At 38.0% G+C, this 15,563-nt stretch carries 18 protein-coding genes; 10 read left to right on the top strand and 8 right to left on the bottom strand.

The window, feature by feature from the left end; all coding sequences use genetic code 11:
- Nucleotides 1-120 precede the first annotated feature (120 nt).
- The 8 genes from rimO to dinB form a co-directional block, all read right to left on the bottom strand.
- Nucleotides 121-1,419, bottom strand: coding sequence for a 30S ribosomal protein S12 methylthiotransferase RimO (gene rimO, locus ELS83_RS00460; RefSeq protein WP_171593533.1), 1,299 nt, complete (start codon nucleotides 1,417-1,419; stop codon nucleotides 121-123).
- Nucleotides 1,420-1,557: 138 nt separating this feature from the next.
- On the bottom strand, nucleotides 1,558-2,508 hold the full coding sequence (gene ftsY, locus ELS83_RS00465) for a signal recognition particle-docking protein FtsY (RefSeq protein WP_171593534.1): 951 nt from the start codon (nucleotides 2,506-2,508) through the stop codon (nucleotides 1,558-1,560).
- 160 nt (nucleotides 2,509-2,668) lie between these two features.
- Complete coding sequence (locus tag ELS83_RS00470; RefSeq protein WP_083464733.1) at nucleotides 2,669-2,824, bottom strand: DUF4295 domain-containing protein; 156 nt, start codon at nucleotides 2,822-2,824, stop codon at nucleotides 2,669-2,671.
- Between the two features lie 9 nt (nucleotides 2,825-2,833).
- Nucleotides 2,834-3,016, bottom strand: a complete 183-nt coding sequence (gene rpmG, locus ELS83_RS00475) for a 50S ribosomal protein L33 (RefSeq protein WP_054721833.1) — start codon at nucleotides 3,014-3,016, stop codon at nucleotides 2,834-2,836.
- Between the two features lie 15 nt (nucleotides 3,017-3,031).
- Nucleotides 3,032-3,274 (bottom strand): 50S ribosomal protein L28, encoded by a 243-nt coding sequence (rpmB, locus tag ELS83_RS00480; RefSeq protein WP_171593535.1) that lies wholly within the window; start codon nucleotides 3,272-3,274, stop codon nucleotides 3,032-3,034.
- Between the two features lie 280 nt (nucleotides 3,275-3,554).
- Nucleotides 3,555-4,463 (bottom strand): YitT family protein, encoded by a 909-nt coding sequence (locus ELS83_RS00485; RefSeq protein ID WP_171593536.1) that lies wholly within the window; start codon nucleotides 4,461-4,463, stop codon nucleotides 3,555-3,557.
- Between the two features lie 364 nt (nucleotides 4,464-4,827).
- On the bottom strand, nucleotides 4,828-7,842 hold the full coding sequence (locus ELS83_RS00490; protein WP_249414384.1) for a DNA polymerase III subunit alpha: 3,015 nt from the start codon (nucleotides 7,840-7,842) through the stop codon (nucleotides 4,828-4,830).
- A 40-nt stretch (nucleotides 7,843-7,882) separates the two neighbouring features.
- Nucleotides 7,883-9,097, bottom strand: a complete 1,215-nt coding sequence (dinB, locus tag ELS83_RS00495) for a DNA polymerase IV (protein WP_171593537.1) — start codon at nucleotides 9,095-9,097, stop codon at nucleotides 7,883-7,885.
- Nucleotides 9,098-9,169: 72 nt separating this feature from the next.
- On the opposite strand from dinB, the gene ELS83_RS00500 reads away from it, so the two are divergent.
- The 10 genes from ELS83_RS00500 to ELS83_RS22055 all read left to right on the top strand — a co-directional run bounded on the left by ELS83_RS00500 (nucleotide 9,170) and on the right by ELS83_RS22055 (nucleotide 15,556).
- Entirely contained in the window at nucleotides 9,170-9,880 is a 711-nt protein-coding gene (locus ELS83_RS00500) for an XRE family transcriptional regulator (RefSeq protein ID WP_171593538.1), read from the top strand.
- Between the two features lie 106 nt (nucleotides 9,881-9,986).
- Nucleotides 9,987-10,418, top strand: coding sequence for a MarR family winged helix-turn-helix transcriptional regulator (locus ELS83_RS00505; protein ID WP_171593539.1), 432 nt, complete (start codon nucleotides 9,987-9,989; stop codon nucleotides 10,416-10,418).
- Nucleotides 10,419-10,516: 98 nt separating this feature from the next.
- Entirely contained in the window at nucleotides 10,517-11,455 is a 939-nt protein-coding gene (locus tag ELS83_RS00510; protein WP_171593540.1) for an NAD(P)H-dependent oxidoreductase, read from the top strand.
- A gap of 47 nt (nucleotides 11,456-11,502) precedes the next feature.
- A complete protein-coding gene (locus ELS83_RS00515; protein WP_171593541.1) occupies nucleotides 11,503-11,910 on the top strand; it encodes a nuclear transport factor 2 family protein in 408 nt (135 codons plus the stop codon).
- 6 nt (nucleotides 11,911-11,916) lie between these two features.
- Nucleotides 11,917-13,017 (top strand): NADH:flavin oxidoreductase, encoded by a 1,101-nt coding sequence (locus ELS83_RS00520; protein WP_171593542.1) that lies wholly within the window; start codon nucleotides 11,917-11,919, stop codon nucleotides 13,015-13,017.
- An 8-nt stretch (nucleotides 13,018-13,025) separates the two neighbouring features.
- Entirely contained in the window at nucleotides 13,026-13,385 is a 360-nt protein-coding gene (locus ELS83_RS00525) for an SDR family oxidoreductase (protein WP_171593543.1), read from the top strand.
- Nucleotides 13,386-13,448: 63 nt separating this feature from the next.
- Nucleotides 13,449-13,907, top strand: coding sequence for a Rossmann-fold NAD(P)-binding domain-containing protein (locus ELS83_RS00530; RefSeq protein ID WP_249414385.1), 459 nt, complete (start codon nucleotides 13,449-13,451; stop codon nucleotides 13,905-13,907).
- A gap of 142 nt (nucleotides 13,908-14,049) precedes the next feature.
- Nucleotides 14,050-14,334, top strand: a complete 285-nt coding sequence (locus ELS83_RS00535) for a putative quinol monooxygenase (RefSeq protein WP_171593544.1) — start codon at nucleotides 14,050-14,052, stop codon at nucleotides 14,332-14,334.
- Nucleotides 14,335-14,339: 5 nt separating this feature from the next.
- Nucleotides 14,340-14,930, top strand: coding sequence for a flavodoxin family protein (locus ELS83_RS00540; RefSeq protein ID WP_171593545.1), 591 nt, complete (start codon nucleotides 14,340-14,342; stop codon nucleotides 14,928-14,930).
- Nucleotides 14,931-14,968: 38 nt separating this feature from the next.
- Nucleotides 14,969-15,556, top strand: a complete 588-nt coding sequence (locus ELS83_RS22055; protein ID WP_216616272.1) for a hypothetical protein — start codon at nucleotides 14,969-14,971, stop codon at nucleotides 15,554-15,556.
- Nucleotides 15,557-15,563: the final 7 nt, after the last annotated feature.

Genomic DNA, 15,563 nt, shown 5'->3' on the forward strand with positions numbered 1-15,563 from the left:
TAATATTTGATATATATTAAAAAGATATTATGCAGTGATATTTTTATCCTGATATGGTAAGTGCATAAAAAAAACCATCTGCATTTCTACAGATGGTTTCTAATATGTTGATATCTTCCTTTACTTTACCATTCCGAAAAGGTCGTAATCTTCGCAGTCGGTAATTTCTACCTGGTAAAACTCTCCTATTTTCAAATCTCCATTTTCAGCCGGGATTAAGACTTCGGGATCTACCTCGTAAGAGTCAAATTCTGTTCTTCCGTAATAGTAATCGTCTTCTTTTCTATCGATGACCACTTTTAATGTTTCGCCCAAACGTTTTTTATTGGCTTCCATGCTAATGTCTTGCTGAATAAGCATGATCTCCTCTTTTCTTCTCTCTTTTTCTTCCTGTGGGATATTGTCCTCGTAGTGATCTGCAGCATAAGTATCTTCTTCGTCGGAGTAAGGGAAAACGCCTAAACGCTCAAATTTCATCTCCTGAACGAAGTTTTTCAGATCCTCCATATCTGCCTCTGTTTCACCAGGATGCCCAACCAACATTGTGGTTCGAAGTGTAATTCCTGGCACTTCCTCACGGATTTGTTTGATCAGATCAATGGTTTTTGCTCGATCAATACCTCTTCGCATCAAATGTAACATGTTGTCACTTGAATGTTGAAGTGCAATGTCGAGGTAACGGCAAACTTTAGGATTCTCGCGCATTAATTTTAATATCCCGTAAGGGAATTGAGTTGGATAGGCGTAATGCAATTTGATCCACTCCAAATCTTCTATTTTCGATAACTCTTCTACCAGTTCGGCCAGCTTCGACTCGTTGTACAAATCGATTCCGTAATACGATAGATCCTGGGCAATTACCAAAAGTTCTTTTACTCCACCTTTTACCAGGTTTCGTGCTTCTTCAACAATATCTTCTATTGGACGGGAAATGTGTTTTCCCGTAATAATTGGAATGGCACAGTATGAGCAAGAGCGATTGCATCCTTCCGAAATTTTAAGGTAGGCAAAATGCTTTGGTGTTGTGACCACTCGCAGGTTTTTGAAATCGGGTACATAGTCTTTATTCAGTTCTTTTACCATCGATTTCCAATCGAACTTTCCAAAATATTTATCAACCTCTGGAATTTCTTCGCTCAATTGTTCTCTATAGCGTTCCGATAAACAGCCCATCACAAATAGCTTATCGATTCGGCCATCTTTTTTAGCTTCTACATATTGCAGAATGGTATCAACCGATTCTTCTTTGGCATCGCCAATAAATCCACAAGTATTAATGATTATGGTTCTGGCATCGCTATTCTCTTCTTCACAGGTAACAGAAAACTGGTTTGCATCCAATTGTTTCATTAACAATTCGGTATCGACCAGGTTTTTTGAACACCCCAGGCTCACTATGTTGATTTTATTTTGACTCATATTAATCTCTACACAAATTAAATTTTGGCAAAAATAGGATAAAATACTCTTTTTTCCACCCTATGCCAGTACAAGTATTACAAGAAAAGAAAAGGCCACCATAAATGGCAGCCTATCTGTATATATTTAATGCAAGAATCAATCGAACAATGATGCTACAAATTCATCTCTGTTAAAGACTTGCAAATCTTCCATTCCTTCGCCAATTCCGATGTATTTTACCGGCACTTTAAATTGGTCTGAAACACCAATTACAACACCGCCTTTGGCCGTACCATCAAGCTTGGTGATTGCCAATGCATTTACTTCTGTTGCCTTGGTAAATTGTTTAGCTTGTTCGAACGCATTCTGACCTGTTGATCCATCAAGCACTAAAAGAATTTCGTGCGGAGCTTCAGGAATTACGCGATCCATTACTCGTTTAATTTTGCTCAACTCATTCATTAAGTTGACTTTATTATGCAATCTACCAGCGGTATCGATAATTACAACGTCTGATCCTTCTTCTTTTGCCTTGGTTAAGGTTTCGAATGCTACAGAAGCAGGATCGGCCCCCATTCCCTGGTTTACAATTGGCACTCCTACTCGCTCCGACCAAATAATTAGCTGATCGACTGCAGCAGCACGGAATGTATCGGCAGCACCAAGCATTACTTTTTTGCCCGAGTTTTTAAACTGATGAGCCAATTTACCGATTGTAGTTGTTTTGCCTACTCCATTTACACCAACCACCATAATTACATATGGATGATCTGATTTTGGAAGTTCGTAAGCTTCATAATTGCCTTTATTGTTCTCTTCAAGAAGAGAGGCAATTTCCTCTTTCAGAATACGGTTTAATTCCGATGTACCCAAAAACTTATCTTCAGCAACTCTATTCTCTATTCTCTCAATAATTTTCAGAGTTGTATCTACACCAACATCGGAGGTGATCAATACTTCTTCCAATTCATCAAGTACATCATCATCAACGGTAGATTTACCAACAACAGCTCTGGAAAGTTTCTTAAATACACTCTCCTTTGTTTTGGCTAATCCTTTATTAAGATTTTCTTTTTTCGATTTCGAAAAACTTCCAAATAATCCCATTTCTTCTAAATTTTAAGCTGCTAAAGTACAAAAAAACATAAAGACAAACAATTAACAATAAACGATTTAAATTAAAACATTGAAAGTTTTAGTTTAATGCACAAAAAAAAGCTTCCCGAATAATCAGGAAGCTTTTATAATTCAGTATGATATGAATTTCTTACTTCTTAGCAAAGAAATCCTTAACGTTCTCGTTTGGAACAATCTCTTCTTTAAAAGAGTATGCGCCAGTCTTAGGTGACTTCACCATTTTGATTACTTTAGCGTAACCACGGCCTTCACCTTTCTGTAGGGTTGCTACTACTTTCTTAGCCATATCTTAAAATTATTTAATTTCTCTGTGAAGGGTTACTTTCTTCAAAATAGGATTGTACTTCTTCAACTCCATACGATCAGGAGTATTCTTCTTATTTTTAGTAGTGATGTATCTTGAAGTTCCTGGCATACCGCTTTCCTTATGCTCAGTGCACTCAAGAATTACTTGCACTCTATTACCTTTTTTAGCCATTTTCTATGCCTTTTTTTAATAATTTTTAATAAATCCTTTTTCTTGAGCTTTAGTAAGTGCACCTTTTAAACCTAATTTGTTAATTAGACGTACACCGGCAGCAGAAACTTTCAATTCAATCCAACGATCTTCCTCAGGAAGATAGAACTTTTTAACGAAAAGATTTGGATAGAATCTTCTTTTAGTTCTTCTCTTAGAGTGAGAAACATTATTTCCCACCATTACGCTCTTTCCAGTAATTTGACAAACTCTTGACATAGTCCAGATTATTTTTTTCCTTAAACGCTTTTCAAACAGGTCGCAAAATACGTAATAATTTTCTAAAAAATCAAATTATCTTACAACTTTTTACAGATATATTTTCGATCAGCCCCAAACACCCTCTAATCTGCAAAAACAATACGTTTCTACGATTTGTACAATTTTCGAATAACAAACAATAAATTCTTGAATTGTAAATTGAAGTGATCCTAAATGCAAAAATAAAAAAATCCCTCCGGATTTGGGAGGGATTTAACGATTTATATCGAATTATTCTTTATTCTTCTTCCTCGTTAAGAGATTTAAATCCTTTACCGATAATTTCATTTGCTTCGGTTACATTCACAAATGCTTCAGGATCTACCGATTTAACGTGTAGCTTTAAAATCTCAAGCTCTCTGCGGCTCATTACCGAGTAAACCATTTTTCTTTCCTTACCCGAGTAAGCTCCTGTTCCTGTAAGTACAGTAGCACCACGCTTCAAATCGCCTTTAATTTTCGATACGATTGATTCGTACTGATCAGATACAATCATTACAGTTTTGTGATAGTTTGCACCACTTACAACCATATCGATAATCTTACCTTCGATGTAGATAATGATTAATGAGTAGATGGCAAACTCCCATCCGATTGCACCTGTTTCGGTTGGCTGTACCAAAGTAAATAATACAATTAGTCCATCAACAATCATTACCAACTTACCCAACGATAGTTTGGTATATTTGGCTAAAATCATGGCAATAATGTCCGATCCACCCGAAGTTGCTCTCGATTTAAAAATCATTCCAATTGCAATACCATAAAATACACCGGCAACAATGGTATTCAGCATTGGATCTGCAATTACTTTTGGATATCCTGGAACAATATGCGTTTCCATTACCCAAACAGTCAATAGAATTGTAGCAATACTAACAATTGTTTTAACCCCAAATCGAGGCCCCAAAATAATGGTACCTACAATTACAAGTGGAATTTCCATTGCAAAGGTTGAATAACTAATTTTCCAGCCAAACAAGGTATTCAATACGGTTGCAATACCATAAACCCCACCTGGAGCCAATTTGTAAGGTACTACAAATAGGATGTCTGAAACAGCAAAAATAATACTACCCAAAATCAGGTAAGTATATGCCGTTAACCATTCATTCGACAAGAACTTTTCTTTAGTAATAAAAGCCATTTTAAAAGTGTTTGTTAAAGTGATTAAAAATTCGCCGACAAAAATAGATTCGAGTATTTTATTTGCAAGATTTTTTCTCACTTTTCTCACATTTGCAAAGATCAGATAATCAGACAAGAAAGAAAGTTTGGCATATTTTTTTTAGCAGGTTTTTAAAATTTGGACAAAAAAGACGTCAATTTTTCACTTATGAAATCTACAGCCATTCTTAGTGATCCTGATTTTAAATCCTTAATACTGGCTAAAAAGTAGAATATAACTTTACAATTATGTTAGTAAAGTACGATGTTTATTAGCAATACATTGATAAATCTGCCTGACCGATGGCAAATAGATCATCTTAAACTGCAATGAATGAAGTGCTTTAGCCCGGCATTACATCATCAATACTTAAGTTAGTCATTCTCTGCATTCTACTTACTTCGATACTCAAAAAGCCGTATTCATCCACCACTTTTCCTTCTATAACATAACAACCTGGTCCGCGAAACGGATACTCTTTGGCAACTGGTGGAAAATGTACGGTATCGAGCCAGTGTCCGTCCAAATCGATCCAGGTTCCGAAATACATAATTTTACCATTACTGGCTTTTGTGGGCTTGCGATGAATTAAAAAACCAACGATTCTAATGTAACGGTTGATTAGGCATGGCAGATGACAAGCCTTTAAATCGGAAGGCAAATCGTCTTTTACCAGTTGAAATGGCGATTGAACCGATAAGCCCAGTAATTCCAGCTCGTCAAATGCATCTTCAAGTTTATGCTTCCACAATTCGGGCAGCTCAAATTCTTTTACTTCGGCCTGGAAAAGTGTTTTCTCGGGCTTGGTCTTTTTCGAGTGTCCCAATAAAAAATGAGCATCCCAAAGCAATTCTTTCTTTGCTTTTTGGGTAAATCGGAAGGCTCCGATACGTATTAAAATGATCAGCTGCTCCAGGCTAATTGGGAAACGTTTCACAAAATCGCGTAAACTTTTAAAGTTTCCGTGTTTATTGCGCTCTTCAATTAATTTTTTGCCGGTCGACCGCTCCAAATCTCTTAAAAGGTAAAAGCCCAGCCAAATGGTTTTTCCATCGATGGTATTTTCCCATGAGCTCCTGTTTACACAAGGCACCTCTGCCCTTGCACCATGCATTACTGCTTCGTGCAGATAGAGTTGTGCCGAATAGAATCCTCCTCCATTATTTAGAGTAGCTACCATATATTCTAAGGGGTAATATGCCTTTAAATAGAGTGCCTGAAAACTCTCTACTGCGTAGCTGGCCGAATGTCCTTTTGCAAAAGCATAATTGGCGAAACTTTCAATTTGCCTCCAGATATCGCTTACCACAGCATCGGCATAGCCTTTTGTTTTGCAATTGGAAAAGAATTTGTCTTTCACCTTTGCAAACTCGTTTCTCTGCTTAAACTTCCACGACATTCCGCGGCGCAATACATCTGCTTCATCTAAACTTAGCTCTGCAAAATAATGAGCCACTTTAATTACATCTTCCTGGTAAACCATTACGCCATAGGTTTCCTCGAGTATGCTGTAGAGTTCGGGCAAGTCGCGCTCTGCCTGCTCTCTCTTTTCCTTATTCTGGAAACGGACGATGTATTCGCGCATCATTCCGCTTTTGGCCACCCCCGGGCGAATAATGGAGCTGGCAGCAACCAGACGCTTGTAATCTTCTGCTTTCAGTTTGGTTAAAAGCATGCGCATGGCCGGCGATTCTACATAAAAGCAGCCAATGGCCTGCCCTTTTTTTAGCATCTGCTTTACGCGAGCATCTTCCATAAACAAGCTGGTATCGTTAATATCGATATCCAGTCCATGATTCTGCTTAATAATTTCCAGTGTATCTTTGATTTTACCCAAGCCTCGCTGACTTAAAATGTCGAATTTATGCAAACCCAAATCTTCGGAAATGTACATATCGAATTGGGTAGATGGAAATCCCTTTGGCAACAGTTCTGTAGCCGAATAGTTGCTAATGGGCTCTTCCGAAATCAAAATGCCGCTGGAGTGTATGCTATTGTGACTTGGAAAACCACTAATGTACTGGCTGTATCGAATCACCCATTTTCCATACTCATCGGCTTGCGCCGGATTGGGATTTTTCTGCAAACGACTGATTTCTTCATCGGGTAAACCGAATACTTTCCCAATTTCGCGAAATGCCGATTTGTGATTGAAGGTGATAAAGGTGCCCAGCAAAACAACATGATCATACCCATATTTTTCGAATAGGTAACGGGTAACATCATCTCGGTCGGTCCACGAAAAGTCGATATCAAAATCGGGAGGCGATGTTCGAAAGGGGTTGATAAATCGCTCAAAGTAAAGGTCTAAGTCAACCGGGTCAACATTAGTGATTTTCAACAAGTAAGCAACAAGACTATTGGCGCCACTTCCTCTTCCAACATGATAATATCCCTGGCTTTGCGCATAGCGAACCAAATCCCAATTGATCAGGAAGTAGGAACAAAATCCAAGCTGTCGAATCACTTTCAGTTCCTTATTCAGGCGATCTAAAATTTCATCTGTTACATCATGGTATCGATAGCCCAAACCATCGCAGGCCAATTTCATGAGCAATTTGAAATCTTCCTCTTCCGACTGGGTAAAAAGCTTCTTGTTTTTGTTGGTTCCAAATTCGAAATCCATACTGCAGCTTGCCAGTAAAAGCTCGGTATTTTCAATAATTTTCGGATAATTTTTGTAGAGCTCCAGCAAATCGGATTTGCTCCTGTATTGATCTTCGAAAACTGCCTGCTCCTCTTTCGAAAGCTTACTCAGCAAAGTGTTTCCATCTATGGCCCTCATGAGCCTATGGATGTTGTAATCTTTCTTGTTTCGAAAGCTGGCGGTTTGCAGCATCACCAGTTTTTCCTGCTGCTCAATCCATTCCGAGAAAGGCAGGTGCGGCAAATCCTGCGGTCTGATTCCGATGTATTCATTTGCTTTTAGTTCTCTGTGGCTGCCCTGGTATGGATAGATCACAAAAACATCATTTAAATTGGGAGCTTCTGGCGCGAATATCTTACTGGTGTGAAGATTTCCCGATAAAAACTCGTTGATTTCCCGAAATCCATCGGCATTTTTAGCCAGTAAAACATACTGCTGTTTTGCCCTGTTCCTGATATCGACTCCAACAAGCGGCCGCACTTTAAACTCTTTTGCCTGCCGCAAAAAATCGAGGCTTACTGCCGTATTATTAATATCAGTCAATACAATGGCATCGTGCCCTCCTGCCTGGCTTTCCTTTAAAACCTCCTCTACAGAAAGGGCTCCGTATTTAAAACTGTAATATGAATGGCAATTCAACAACATACGCAATGCATAATGAGTAATTAATAATGAGTAATTCGTAAATCCTTGTTTGGAGTTTTGTATCATTACACATTATTCATTATTCATTCTTAATTATTAATTGATACTACTGTCGGCGATGAGCAGGAATAATTGGTGCTTGTCCGTTAAAAGGATTCATTCCTCCAATGGTTTTTACATCCATTCCTATGGCTCGTTTCACTGCATTTTTTCCAAATCGGTTTCGCAAATGATCCATTTTTTGGTACAGTTTAATGAGTTTTTCAGAGTCTTCGAACAGGCGAATCTGGTAAGTTCCGCCTACCAAATTGCTAAAGCGAACCCCGATGAGTCGGATCAAAACCCGGCGTTCATACATTTTATCGAAGAGGTCGAGCACTGTAGCGATTAGCGTATGATCGAGCGATGTGTAGGGAATTCGCTTCTGTTTGGTGTAGGTTTGAAAATCGGAATAACGAATCTTAACCGTCACACAAGCAGTTAGTTTGTTTCCATTTCGAAGCTGGTAAGCCATATTTTCGGCCATTGCAACCAAAATACTGCGCAGTTTCACAACATCGGTGGTATCTCGTTCAAAAGTTCGTTCTGTAGATATCGATTTTCTCTCGTTCCAGGCAATCACAGGAGTGTTATCGATACCTTGTGCTTTTTTCCAAATCACTTGTCCGTTTTTCCCCAGCACCCGTTCCATTAACTCCATAGGCATTTCTTGTACGGTTCGCACTTTTTCGATTCCCATGCTTCGCAACTTGTGGTAAGTTTTATCGCCCACCATCGGAATTTTTTTAATGGAAAGCGGGGCCAAAAAAGGCATCTCTTCGCCACTGTTAATATTGATATGATTATTGGGCTTGGCCTCGCCCGTTCCCACCTTAGATACCGTTTTACTGGTTGATAAACCAAAAGAAATGGGCAAATGCGTTTCTTTTATAATCTTGTCTCTAAGTTCTTTTGACCACAGGTAGCTCTCCTTCACAAAACGATCCATGCCTGTAATGTCCATATAAAACTCATCGATAGATGATTTTTCGAACAAAGGCGAACGCTCCCGAATGATTTCCGTTACCTGGTCGGAAAATTTACTGTAAGTTCCGCTATTCCCCCTAATTACTACAGCTTCGGGACAAAGCATTCGAGCCATTTTCATGGGCATGGCCGAATGAATGCCATAGGTACGCGCTTCGTAAGAGCAAGCTGCTACTACTCCCCTGTCTGATGTTCCCCCAATCAATACCGGTCGGTTGTTCAACCTACTGTCCAACAACCTCTCACACGACACAAAAAATGTGTCTAAATCCATATGTAATATTGTCCTTTTCATTAAATGTCGATATTTTCGTCATAATCCTGTCAATAATTTAGTCTATTGTTCGTATATTTGAAAGAAAAAAGCATGTTTTTTGCAGAAAATATCAAGTTTCTTCGCAAGAGAAGAAAGAAATCTCAGGCCGATTTGGCTGAGCAATTGGAGATTACACGAACCACACTGGCCGGCTACGAAAAAAATGTTCAGCCCCCTTTTAAAGTACTGGTGAAATTTGCCGAATACTTTAATGTATCCATTGATGCATTAATAAGGTATAATTTGCAGGAATTATCGGAATTTCAGCTTTCGCAGATCGAAGATGGATTCGACATCGATGTAACAGGAAAGAAACTTCGACTGCTTACCATATCGGTAAACCAGAATGGAGATGAAAACATTGAAATGGTTCCTTTAAAAGCCCAGGCAGGATATACAAACAGCTATGGCGACTTGGATTTTATCGAATCGCTGCCAAAATTCTCGCTTCCTTTTTTGCCAAAGGATAAAACCTATCGAAGCTTTCAAATTGAAGGAGATTCAATGCTTCCAATTCCTGAAGGATCATGGGTTACGGCTTCCTACATTCAAAACTGGGAAAGTATTAAAGATGGTACGCCTTGTATTATTGTTACACAAGATGACGGAATCGTTTTTAAAGTAGTATACAAGCAACTTGAGAAAAACCAGAGTCTTCTTTTGGTATCGACCAACCGAAATTACAAGCCTTATGAACTGGCAATTGGAAAAGTGGTAGAAATTTGGAAATTTGAGACTTATAATGGGTTTGATATCGAGTAAGCTCCTCTAAATATGATCCTAAATTGTTAAAAGATCCAAAAAAGTATATATTTTATTTGTATGTACAACTAATGTCTATATATTTGTCACATCAAAAGGATAAAAAATGAGCGAATCTTGCAACACATATCACGAATGCTGCCTGTATTTTACGGCAAATTCACTGGCCCGACAAGTTAATGAAATGGCTGAAGATGCATTTAAAATTACTGGCCTGGCGCCATCTTATGCACATTTAATGCTATTGCTCATCGAAGAGCCAGGCTTAAGTCAAAACATATTAAGCGATCGCATGAATTTAAAAGCATCTACCATGACCCGCTTTATCGATAAATTGATGCAAAAAGGATATGTAGAGAGAGTGCAGGAAGGAAGATCGGTTTATATCTACCCTACTGAAAGTGGCAAGAGCCTAAAGAAATCGATTAACCAGGCTTTAAGCATACTATTCGATAATTACTGTGAAGTGATGGGCAAAGATTTTGCCGTGAAACTGACAGCAGATATCCACAAAGCAAATACAATATTAAAGGAGTAAAATCCTTTATTTTTTAATATATAATTTGTATGTACAACTAATGTAAATATTTTTACTTTTATCCATTTTATTGTATGTACAACTAAGAAAATAAAAATATGAAGACACTTGTAATTTTAGCACATCCAAATCTGGATGAATCCATTGCAAACAAAAGAATTGCAGAACAATTATCAGCAAAAGTTGAAAAGCTGGAAGTCAGAGATATCTTTAACTTATACCCTGACTACAAAATTGATATTAAAGCAGAGCAAAACGCATTAATTGATGCTGATACCGTAATTTTTCAATATCCTTTCTATTGGTACAACATGCCAGCCATTTTAAAGGTGTGGTTCGACGAAGTATTCAATTTCAATTTTGCCTATGGTCCTGAAGGAGATAAATTAAAAGGAAAAAATTTCATGCTAAGCTTCACCATTGGTGGTCCTGATGATGCCTACTCTCCTTTGGGCTACAATCATTTTAGAATTCCTGATTTTTTGAAACCAATGGAACAATCGGCCTATTTGGCACAAATGAATTACCTGGAACCGGTTTACGAACATGGAATGGTTTACATTCCTGGCGTTTACAACACCAAGGAAGCTGTAGAGGAAAAATCTGATGTTCAGGTTCAAAGATTAGTAGAAAGATTAGATGCCCTGGCAAATGAAAATCCGGAAAACAAAATTAAAAAGTTTGCAAAAGACTGGTTTGAACATTTCGACCTGATGGCTGACGATGGCTATTTCAACAATTACATTGCCAATGGTGCCAAACTTCAGTTTCCGGAAGGAGAATTTATTGGGCATGAAGGATTCAGCCAGTGGTATGCAAACATGAAGAAAAACATTAAACCGAATAATGAACACCGCATCGAATCCATTAATGTATCAGCAAACAATGGTCATTTTGATGTTGACCTGGCGGTGAAATTAAAAGCTGAAACTTTCGAGGGAGAAAGCATACAGATTAATGCCAAAGAAAACTGGAAGGTAGAAATTACCCGCGATGGCAGAGTAAAAATCCACGAATATATAGTAAAAACAGTGTAAGTATAAAGGAGGGTTTTACATCCTCCACCTGGCTTTTAAAACAAATTATGAGAAGAGAGATAGAAGATGTTGTAACAAAAATGTTTGTGTACAACGACGAACACAACTGGGAAGGCCTGGCATCGGTTTTTGCCCCTGAAGTTAGCATGCTTCACCTGTTGGAAGGAAATGAAAGTGAGCACAGGATGACTCCAAATGAGATTGTTTCGGCATGGCGTCCAATTATGGAGCAATTTCAATCGGTTCATCACCAAATTGGCAATATGCTTTTAAGAAGTATGGATGAACAATCTGCAATTTTAACTTGCTATGGTAGGTCAACCCACTACAAAACCGATGGTAACGTTTGGGAAGTAGTAGGAAACTATGAATTCAAACTTAGTAAGCTGGATGGCCATTGGAAGATTGTTGGTGAGATTTTTCAGTGTAAACATCAATCGGGCAGCCTAAATTAATATTCTATGAAACGATTATTTGAGCCTGTAAAAATCAACTCTTTAGAGCTTAAAAATAGAATTATCCGATCGGCAGCATGGATGAATGCTGCCGAGGATAATGGTAAGATAAACGAACAAACTCTAAAGATTTATGAAGATTTGGCTAAAGGAGGTGCCGGACTGGTGATGACGGGATATGCTTATATCCTGAAGGAAGAACAGCCAAACCCACATATGCTGGGAATTTACAGCGATGATTTGATTGAAGAGCATAAAAAGTTAACATCCCTTGTACATGAAAATGGTTCCAAAATTGGACTTCAAATTGTGTATGGAGGCTCAGCTAGCACTCATCCCAATGCAGGATCTATGAAATTTATTGGACCTTCTGCTATACAAAACCGAATGACAGGTATTACACCAAAAGAAGCAACTATTGAAGATTTTCGGAGAATTACCAAAGCTTTTGGAGATGCAGCATTCCGTGCAAAGCAAGCTGGTTATGATGCCGTTCAATTTCATGCCGCACATGGCTACTTTTTGAGCATGTTACTCACTCCTTATTTCAATAGAAGAAGCGATGAATATGGCGGTGATATTCATGGCAGGGCAAAGTTAGTCTATGAGATTGTTCAAGAAGTACAGAACAGAGTTGGTAGCGATTTTCCCGTAATGATTAAAATGAACTTTGATGATTTACTGGAAAATGGTGAAGGAATGACATTTAAAGAAGCTCAACAGCTTTGTCAGAGATTGGATGAGATAGGAATCGATTTAATCGAACTAAGTGCAGGAAGTCTATCGGGGAAACCAGATCTTCCTATTGTTAGAACTAAATTAAAGTCGCCTGAAGCACAATCATACTATAAAGAGGCCGCCATCAAAATTTCATCGCAGGTGAAAGCTCCAATTTCATTTGTAGGAGGAAATAGAACGCCAGACCTTATGGAAGAGATCTTAAATGATTCAAACATCGAATTCTTTTCCATGGCCAGACCATTTATTGCTGAACCGGATTTGGTTAATAAATGGCAGAAAAACCAATCCTATCAGTTAAAGTGTGTATCCTGTAATCGATGCTGGGATACTGTCCCTGTATCATGTGTTTTGAATCGAAAAAAGTAAGTAGAATCATGAAAGCAAAAGTGTTAGTAGTTGGTTGTACCGGACAAACCGGTAGCCTAATTGTTGAGCAGCTGGAGAATAATAATTTGGTTGATGTGAGGTATTGCTCCAGAAGACAAGAGCAAGTGAACAGGTGGCAGAGCGAAGGAAAAGATGCGGTTTATCTGGATTTAAATGAACCCAGAACTTTTGGAATTGCATTAGCTGGTATCGACCGACTTTTTATTTTAACGGGATATACCGTAGATATGCTTCTACAAAGCAAAACATTAACCGATGCTGCTGTAAAGGCTGGCGTATCGCACATTGTACATTGGGGAATATTTGCCAATTGGGATTGTACCGAAGGTCATTTTGCATGGCACTAGCTGGTCGAAACTTATATTAAGGCCAGCGGAATTGCCTGGACCAACCTGCATCCCAATTACTTCATGGAAAATTTACTTCATGTTACCCCTATTGTAGACAATCAGTTTGTTATGTTTTCGGGGAAAGCACGTTGGGGTTGGACTGCACTGGATGATGCGGCTCGAGTTGCTGCAAGAGTATTGGAAGAAGGTGAAAAGAAACATGCGAGCAAATCTTATTGGTTAAGCACTGAAGCTTTAAACGGCGATGAAGCTGCTGAAATTCTTAGCGAAGAACTGGGCACTAAAATTACTTGTGATACCAGGGAACCAGAAGAATTAGAAGCTCTTTTTAATAGCGGGAAAACGGATATAGAAATTACCTACGCAAAAAATGCAGTTGACATTATGCATCAAATTCAAGATGGGCGAATGACCTATATGGGAACCATCAGAGATGATGTGCCTTATGTAACAGGTACTCCTTCTACCAGCTTTAGAGAGTGGGTGAAAATTCATAAGAGTGAATTGCTTGGTAAATAGTTTAACAAGTCATTAACACAGGCTTAATTCTCTTTAAACGTGCATTTTACACATTTATGTAACTAAGAAAGGCCTGTGTTACAAATCTCTTTGCATTATCGAAACCATAGCTTTGTATCAAAATCAATAAAAACATTATAAAATGATCATTGTAACTGTTAAAGCCTCACCTAAACGTGAGCATAAGGAAGATTTTTTATCGGCTTTTAAGTCTGTATCCGAATTGGTGTATAAGGAAGAAGGATGTATTGAATATGAAATCTACCAAAAAGACGAAAAATCGAATGATTTGTTTCTTTTCGAGCGTTGGGAATCAAAGGAAGCATTGGATGCTCATTTAAAAACAAAGCACATGGAAGATTTCTTTGCACAAGTGTCTCCATGGTTTGAGAGTGAAAATGACATGCAAGTTTACGAAGTGAAATAACATCAATGAAAGTATTAGTTATTTCATGTAGTCCAAGAGCAAAATCTTCGAGTCTGGCATTGGCACAACACAGCATCAATGCCTTGAAGGAAAATGGTATTGAGGTGGAGATCTATCATGTAAGAAACAAAAAACACCAAGTATGTGCGGGCTGTATGGCTTGTGTGAATAAACACAAGTGCATATTAAAAGATGATATGATTGAACTTCATGAGAAAATGAAAGCTGCAGATGGAATTCTAATGGTTAGTCCTGTATATTTCTATGACGTTAACGCACAATGTAAAATCATAATTGACCGAAGTTATGCCGTTCAACCCTTAAACGGAAATAAGCTTGGAGCATCAATTATCACAGCTGGAAGTTTAAGACATATGGGTGCAATCAATACGATCAGCAACTTCTTTCTTGTACAAGGAATAGCCAATCTTGGCTTTGTTTCTGCTTACAACACAGAGCAAGAGCTAAGCAAAGGTATTGAGTCCGCAAAACAGCTAGGGATAAAAATGGTTGAAGCCATTAAATTGATGCAAACATCAGAAGAAACACCATTCTCTATGCATAATCATTACTCATATGGAACGCATACTTTTTAAGATCATGGCTTTGATTTTCAGTCAAATAATAAATTTCAATGAATAAAACGATGACACAATACTTCAAACCTATCTTACTAATTGTAGTATTTACCATGAACACAAATACGATGAGTGCACAGAATAATAAAATTAAACAAGACAAATACCTGGAACCAACAGTAGGTTATGTCACTTTAATGAAAGAAGTCAGAAACCGACAATTTACCAGAAATGACATCAAAAGTTTTGTGTATAAGGTATTTGCCATGTACGAAAGAGCTACTTGTGAAAATGTACATGTTAATGTAGATGAATTCAAACCCTTTATTGATGAAAATATTTACGTGGACTTTCCTGATTATCAAATTAGATCATGGAAGGACTACGTAGAATGGCATCAATGGATTCATAATCTTTTGGAGTCCGATGATCATAATATCGAGAAGATAAACGTGGAATTTCTTGTTAATGGAAAATATCAGGTCACTTTTGATGTACGCTGGCGTGGTTTGTTCAAAGATGGTACTTATCTTGATAATACGATTCGACAAGTATGGATTATGAGAGAAGAAGAAGGAAAACAACTTCCTGTAATCGAAAAATATATTGCGAAAGTTAATGACCCAATGGTAATCGCTAATTAATACCATT

The organism is Marinifilum caeruleilacunae (genome assembly GCF_013141825.1).
In the GTDB taxonomy this organism is placed as follows: Bacteria; Bacteroidota; Bacteroidia; order Bacteroidales; family Marinifilaceae; genus Marinifilum; species Marinifilum caeruleilacunae.